The 7,172-nt window shown below is 49.7% G+C and carries 7 protein-coding genes; all 7 read right to left on the reverse strand.

Annotated features, from left to right (window positions below):
- Positions 1-930, reverse strand: a 930-nt coding sequence (locus VIN66_RS10545) for an Hpt domain-containing protein (RefSeq protein WP_331923954.1), incomplete at its 3' end; no start/stop codon positions are given.
- Between the two features lie 15 nt (positions 931-945).
- Positions 946-1,698: a protein phosphatase CheZ gene (locus VIN66_RS10550; protein ID WP_331923955.1), complete on the reverse strand. Its 753-nt coding sequence runs from the start codon at positions 1,696-1,698 to the stop codon at positions 946-948.
- Between the two features lie 25 nt (positions 1,699-1,723).
- Complete coding sequence (cheY, locus tag VIN66_RS10555; RefSeq protein ID WP_008220031.1) at positions 1,724-2,107, reverse strand: chemotaxis response regulator CheY; 384 nt, start codon at positions 2,105-2,107, stop codon at positions 1,724-1,726.
- Between the two features lie 40 nt (positions 2,108-2,147).
- Complete coding sequence (locus tag VIN66_RS10560; protein WP_331923958.1) at positions 2,148-2,828, reverse strand: RNA polymerase sigma factor FliA; 681 nt, start codon at positions 2,826-2,828, stop codon at positions 2,148-2,150.
- Positions 2,829-2,863: 35 nt separating this feature from the next.
- The gene (locus VIN66_RS10565; protein WP_331923959.1) at positions 2,864-3,694 is read right to left on the reverse strand and encodes a MinD/ParA family protein; all 831 of its coding nucleotides are present in this window, start codon (positions 3,692-3,694) and stop codon (positions 2,864-2,866) included.
- Positions 3,695-3,734: 40 nt separating this feature from the next.
- The gene (gene flhF / locus VIN66_RS10570) at positions 3,735-5,117 is read right to left on the reverse strand and encodes a flagellar biosynthesis protein FlhF (RefSeq protein ID WP_331923956.1); all 1,383 of its coding nucleotides are present in this window, start codon (positions 5,115-5,117) and stop codon (positions 3,735-3,737) included.
- A gap of 10 nt (positions 5,118-5,127) precedes the next feature.
- On the reverse strand, positions 5,128-7,172 hold a 2,045-nt coding region (gene flhA / locus VIN66_RS10575; RefSeq protein ID WP_331923957.1), incomplete at its 5' end, for a flagellar biosynthesis protein FlhA.

A 7,172-nucleotide genomic window follows, 5' to 3' on the forward strand; every position in this document is an offset into this window, starting at 1 on the left:
GGCAGCGGCTTTATCTGCTGCAGGCGCTGCAACCGGTGCGGCTTTGGCTTCTACCGGCGCAGGTTTTGCTGCGGCAGCCTGAGGCTCTGATGTGCCGGGTTTTGACGCTGGCGCTGACGCAACAGCTGCCGGCCCCTGCCCTTTACCATGCAATTGATCGAGCAAAGCTTCAAACTCAGCATCATCAATTTCATCATCCGCTTTGGCTTTTGCTGCAGGTTCTGCAGGTGCTGACTGCTTGGCTGCCGTGTCAGGAATAAAAGAGCCTTTGCCATGCAGCTGATCCAGAATAGCTTCAAATTCGTCATCGGTGATGTCATCACCGGCATCGACAGAAGGCGCAGTGGCCGTTGTCGGAGCAGAAGTAACAGCCGGCCCTTTATTTTTACCGTGCAGCTCATCCATCATCTGCTCAAATTCTTCTTCGGTAATATCATCTATATTACCATCGGCAGCCGACGCCTGAACCTCGGGTGCAGGGGCAGGCTCAGGTTTTGCCGGTGTAGCTTTTGCAACGGCAGGAGGAGGGCTACCAGCAGTTTCAGGTTCGCTGTAGTAATGCAGTGCATCAAGAATAGCGGCTGACGCCGGTGTCAGCGGCTGACGGTTCTGCACTTCAACAAACATGGCATTGATACTATCAAGCGATTGCAGAATAACGTCCATCAGTTCTGGGGTAACACGGCGCTTGCCGGTACGCAGAATATCGAACACGTTTTCAGCACCATGACAGGCATCAACCAGCTCGGTTAATGACAGAAACCCAGCACCACCTTTCACAGTATGGAAACCACGGAAAATGGCATTCAGCAAATTCGCGTCGTCCGGATTATTCTCCAGCTCAACCAGTTGCTCCTGCAGCAATTCCAGAATTTCACCGGCCTCTACCAGGAAGTCCTGCAGTATATCCTCATCCATATCAAAGCTCATGCAAAGACACCTCTGTTAAAAACCTAAGCTGGATAACAAATCATCAACGTCATCCTGACCACTCACAACATCATCACGCTCTGCAGCGTCGATAATAGGCCCTTCGGCTTCGTGGGCCTTAGGTTTGCTCTTAGCTGGTTTGGCTTCAGCCTGAGCCATCAGGCTCGACTGACCAAACGCCGTCAGCAGACCAATCAGACTTTCCTCAACCTCACGCACAAGTTCAATCACCCGGCGCAATATCTGCCCTGTCAGGTCCTGATAATCCTGAGCCATTAATACATCGGTCAGTAACGAGTTTAGTGCTTTCGAATCGCTGTTCGCCTGTTGGAAAAAACTGTCAAGGCTATGACACAGTACTTTAAACTCACTGAGCTGCATTTGACGCTGCATTAGCTTCTGCCACTGCGGCTGTATTTTGCCCAGTTGTTGTGTCAATTGATCAGCAATAGGCAGACAGGATTCAACAGCATCCATGGTGCGATTCGCGGCTTGCTCTGTCATGTCTATAACGTGATTGAGCCGTTTTTTCGCGTCAGGGATATCTTCCTCGAGTAAGCTGTTTAGCGAAGGGTCTATCTGGAAGTTTTTAAGTGAATCGTGTAATTGCCGGGTGAGTTTTCCAACTTCAGCAAACAGTTCCGAAGAACCAGGTACAGCCAATTGCTGTACCAACTGATTAGCAGACTCGTTCTCTCCCATCTCCAGCAGCTGGACCAACTCCCTGGCCTGCTCCAGTGAAATTAAAGGCTCCGTACTTGCGGACATGGCAACGCTCCTTTGTCAGTTACGATTAGCCAATCCGTTCAAATACTTTAGCTAACTTCTCTTGCAGAGTAGCAGCAGTAAAAGGTTTTACAATATAACCATTTACACCTGCCTGCGCCGCAGCGATGATTTGTTCTTTCTTCGCTTCAGCTGTCACCATCAGCACCGGAATATGTTTTAGTTTGGCATCTGCCCGGATTGCCCGAAGCAAATCGATACCTTGCATACCTGGCATATTCCAGTCAGTAACCACAAAATCGAAGTCGCCATTTTGCAGCATTGGCAACGCCGTGCTGCCATCGTCTGCTTCAGATACATTTGTAAAGCCAAGGTCACGTAACAGATTTTTTATTATGCGTCTCATGGTTGAAAAATCATCTACCACAAGAATTTTCATGTTCTTATCCAAAATCCCCTCCGACGAGATATTACTGTTATCTCAGAATAGGTTACAACCAATCCTGCATTCTGGCTTTTAATCTGACCAATGCCTGACTATGGATTTGACTGATCCGGGACTCACTGACATTAAGCACAGCCCCGATCTCCTTCAAGTTTAGTTCGTCATTATAATACAGCGAAAGCACTAATGCTTCACGCTCAGGTAAACTACTGATTGTTTTTGCTAAATCCTGATGAAAGCTTTCACTCGCCTGACTTTCATATAAATGATCACAGTCAGTATCACCAGAGGTTACCAGTACGTCTTCTGAAACACCAAGATCTTCAATCCCGATGATTCTGCCGCTGCTGATATCACTTAGCATATGATGGTATTCATCCAAAGATATATCAAGTTTTTCAGCAACTTCACTATCTTTTATATCTCTGCCATATGCAGCTTCAAGCTCTGCTATCGTCTCTGCGATTAAACGGGCATTGCGGTGCACTGAACGTGGCGTCCAGTCGCCTCTGCGCATTTCATCGAGCATAGCGCCACGGATACGGATGCCGGCAAAGGTTTCAAAACTCGCGCCTTTGCTGCCATCGAAGTTTTTGGCCGCCTCTATCAGCCCAATCATACCCGATTGAATTAAATCATCGACCAAAACACTGGCGGGTAATCTCGCCATCAGGTGATAAGCGATACGTTTAACCAGAGGCGCGTGGCGTTCGACCAACTGCTGCATATGGTCAACACCACCATAAGCTGCAATTTTACTGTTCACGCTATCCCCCGATCAGTCTGAGGCTGCACCAGCTGTTCCAGAAAAAACTCCAGATGGCCCGATGCAGTGGCTGGTAATGGCCACTTTGCCGCTTTCAATGCCAGACTTTTCACCGCCATACTGGCCGGCGTTTTCGGGAAAGCTTCAACAAAGGCCTTTTGCTTACGCGCAGCTCTGCGCACGTTTTCATCGTAAGGAATAGTGGCAACAAGCTCTAAGCTGACATCTAAAAAGCGATCCGTCACTCTGGTCAGCTTGGCAAACAGTTCCTGCCCCTCTTTCAGGCTACGGACCATATTGGCGACAATCTTAAATTTCTCGACGCCATGATCGCGACTGAGAATTTTCATCAATGCATACGCATCGGTAATAGACGAAGGCTCATCACAAACAACGACCATAACATCCTGTGATGCTCTTGAGAAACTCAGCACCATATCGGAAATACCCGCAGCAGTATCCACTAACAAAACGTCAACCGGCGTTTGCAGTTCACTGAATGCTCTGATAAGACCTGCGTGTTCAGCCGGCGCCAGTTCAGTCATGTTCTGAGAACCAGAAGTGGCGGGTATTATTTTGATGCCAAAAGGACCATCAATGATCACATCATCCAGCTCGGCTTCACCCGCCAGCACATGTGATAAGTTTTTTTCTACTCTCAGCCCCAGCATAACGTCGCAGTTCGCCAGGCCCAAATCTGCATCCAGCACCAGCACGCGCTTTCCAAGCTGCGCCAGTGACATGGCAAGGTTCAGCGTAACGTTGGTTTTACCCACGCCACCTTTACCTCCGGTAACTGATATTACTTTTACCATCTGCTTATTCATTTTTCTCAGGCCATTGGCTTGATCATCGGTATTCTCATGACTATGCATAGGTTCCGTCCGCGCGGCTCATCTGGTCGTTATACCACTGGTGAACCGTACTACTTTGTGCAATTCGTAATTTCTCTGCTTGCTGCACCAGCTTCTGTGCATCAGCAACAGCTATATCTTCGGGTACGCGCTGGCCATTCGTCAAGTAACTTACCGGCAGCGCATTTGCAATAGCCACATTGATCACTTCGCCTAAACTTAAGCATTCATCAAGTTTGGTGAAAATACAACCAGACAACGGAATACGTTTAAAATGCGTGACGCTTTCCTGCATAACCCTTGCCTGCGCTGTCGCAGACAATACCAGATAACTTTTTATTTTGACACGACTATTATGCATCAGACTGGCAAGTTTTTCTGCCAAACGCACATCCCGCTGGCTCATGCCTGCCGTATCTATCAATATCAGTTTGCGCTGTTGTAACTGATTGATTAACAGCGCCAACTCATCACTGTCTTTTGCCAGTTTTACCGGACAACCGATTATCCGGCCAAATGTCGCTAATTGCTCAAAAGCGCCTATCCGGTAACTGTCGGTGGTAATCAGGGCAACCTGATCTGCACCATGACGTTTGGCAAACTCTGCTGCCAGCTTGGCAACCGTTGTAGTTTTGCCAACGCCGGTAGGGCCAACTAAGGCTACTACACCACCGCGACGCAATATATCGTCGTTCGTTGTGCTAAGCTGACCGGCAAGCAGCTCTAAGGCAACTTCCCAGGCATCTGCACTGTTCAACTCTTCCGGCATGAAGCACGCCAGCTGATCCGCAACCTGTTCAGACAGTCCTAACTGCTGCAGGTTTTCAATAATCAGTGCCCGTACTGGTTCGCGCCGCGCCAGATCCTGCCACATTAAACCTGAGACCTGATGCTGCAATAGCTGGCGCATAGACAACATTTCATTGCGCATCGCATCCATTTGCTGTTGCACTAACTTTGCCTGCTGCTCCTGCAGTTTAGTCAGCTCTGTTAACTGTACTGTATTGCCGCCTACCGCCGCGCCAGAAGTTTGACGCTCAAATTGTGCAGCTCGCGGTGCTTCCTGTGTTGCGGCCTTCAACGACGGTTTAGCCGCAGCATTTTGTGTCACCTGTTGCTTAATCATCTGCCGTGCTAACAACGCTTTTAGTGAGTCAGCCGGCGCTTCTGCCTCGTCATCATCGGCGACTGTCGCACTGAAGCGCGGCTCGGGTCGTGGCTGTGCTGCAGGGGCAGGCTTGGCTGCTGGTGCAGGCTCCTGATCTATCGCTGCGACAATCTCGACGCCTTCAGCAACCTTTTTGTTTGACAGAATAATAGCATCCGGGCCAAGAAACTCTTTTACCTCAGTTAAGGCTGTGCGCATATCTTTTGCGACAAAACGTTTGATTTTCATCAGTTATCTCCTAACTTGCCTGGCCTATTACGCTGACAATCCGAATTTGTTTATCATCAGGGATCTCCTGATATGACAATACCCTAAGTCCTGGAATGGTGTATTTCACGAATCGTGCCATGACTGAGCGTAAAATTCCTGACGTTAGCAATACAGCGCTGTCGCCACTTAATTCCTGGCTCTGATGTGCGTCCTGCAGAGACTGCTGAATACGGTCTGCCAGACCCGGCTCTATACCGGCACCGTCATTACCGGCAGCCTGCATTGACTGGTGCAGCATCTGCTCCAGCTCAGGCGCAAAGGTAATGACAGGAATTTCTTTGCGGTTGCCGCCCACTTCCTGCACGATAAGCCGGCGCAGTGCAATACGGCATGCGGCAGTCAGTACATCCACATCCTGGCTCTTAGCACCATATTCCACCAGCGTTTGCACTATGGTACGCATATCGCGGATCGGCACACCTTCATTCAGCAGGTTTTGCAGTACTTTCACTACGGATGTTAGCGGTAAGGTATCCGGTACCAGGCCTTCAACCAGCTTCGGTGAATGTTTGGCCAGCATATCCAGCAGATTCTGCACTTCTTCATGCCCCAGCAGGCTGGCAGCATGATTGGTCAGGATCTGACTTAAATGCGTTGCCACCACGGTAGCGGCATCGACGACGGTATAACCCAGGGTTTGCGCATGTTCGCGTTGATCTTTACCAATCCATACAGCGTCCAGACCGAAAGCCGGATCTTTGGTTGCAATACCTTTGACGGTGCCAAAGACCTGGCCAGGGTTAATTGCCAGCTCGTTATCATGGCGTAACTCACCTTCACCGCTGGTCACGCCCATCAGTGTCATACGATAGCTATTTGGCTCTAAGTCCAGATTGTCGCGGATGTGCACTGCCGGAATAAGAAAGCCCAGTTCCTGCGAAAGTTTTTTACGTACGCCTTTAATCCGGCTAAGCAGTTCGCCGCCCTGAGACTTATCAACCAACGGGATTAAACGGTAGCCAACTTCAAGACCTATCGTATCAACGCCCTGCACGTCGTCCCAGCCAATTTCTTTGACAACATTAGTTTCAACCGGTGCCAGATCAGTCGTGTTGCGGTTAACCAGTTCAGCTTTGCTTTCGTTGTTGCGCTTGTGCATCAGATACGCCAGACCACCGACTACAGCGGCCAGCGACAAAAAGGCAAAATGCGGCATCCCCGGTACTATCCCCATCAGGGTCAGTACGCCTGCAGCCACAAACAGTACATGCACATTGCCCAGCTGATCTGTCATCTGCTGGCCCATGTTTTCAGATTTATTCTGCCGGGTAACGATGATAGCAGTGCCGATAGACAGTAACAGTGATGGAATTTGTGCTACCAGACCATCACCTATTGTCAGCAGCGTGTAGATTTCCATCGCATCGCCAAACGACAGATCATGTTGCATCATGCCGATAAACAAGCCGCCAACCAGGTTGATCACCAGAATAACAATACCGGCAATCGCATCACCTTTTACGAACTTACTGGCACCGTCCATCGAGCCGTAGAAATCCGCCTCACTGGTAACCTCTTCCCGGCGCACCCGGGCTTCTTCCTGCGTGATAAGGCCTGAGTTTAAATCAGCATCAATGGCCATCTGCTTACCGGGCATCGCATCCAAGGTAAAGCGGGCAGACACCTCAGCAATACGGCCAGCACCTTTGGTGACAACCACAAAGTTAATGATGATCAGAATTAAAAACACCACTATACCAACGGCATAGTTGCCGCCGATGACCACAGAGCCGAAGGCTTCGATCACTTTACCGGCAGCATCACCGCCCTCATGGCCTTCAAGTAATACCACCCGGGTACTGGCGACGTTAAGCGCTAAACGCATAATAGTAGCCACCAGCAGAATCGCCGGAAAGGCACCAAAATCAAGCGGACGCAGCGTATAGATGGTAACCAGCAACACCACCAGCGCCAGAGCAATATTAAATGAGAACAACACATCCAGCAGCAATGGCGGTAACGGCAATACCACCATCGCCAGAGCGGCAAGAATAAATAACGGCGTACCGAGGC

The sequence above is a fragment of the Rheinheimera sp. genome, from assembly GCF_036568245.1.
In the GTDB taxonomy this organism is placed as follows: domain Bacteria; phylum Pseudomonadota; class Gammaproteobacteria; order Enterobacterales; family Alteromonadaceae; genus Alishewanella.

Bases quoted from the DNA above. Each gene is read 5' to 3' on its own strand.
- VIN66_RS10550 (WP_331923955.1), bottom strand. From the start codon at position 1,698: ATGTCCGCAAGTACGGAGCCTTTAATTTCACTGGAGCAGGCCAGGGAG.
- VIN66_RS10560 (WP_331923958.1), bottom strand. From the start codon at position 2,828: ATGCAGCAGTTGGTCGAACGCCACGCGCCTCTGGTTAAACGTATCGCT.
- VIN66_RS10565 (WP_331923959.1), bottom strand. From the start codon at position 3,694: ATGAATAAGCAGATGGTAAAAGTAATATCAGTTACCGGAGGTAAAGGT.
- flhF (WP_331923956.1), bottom strand. From the start codon at position 5,117: ATGAAAATCAAACGTTTTGTCGCAAAAGATATGCGCACAGCCTTAACT.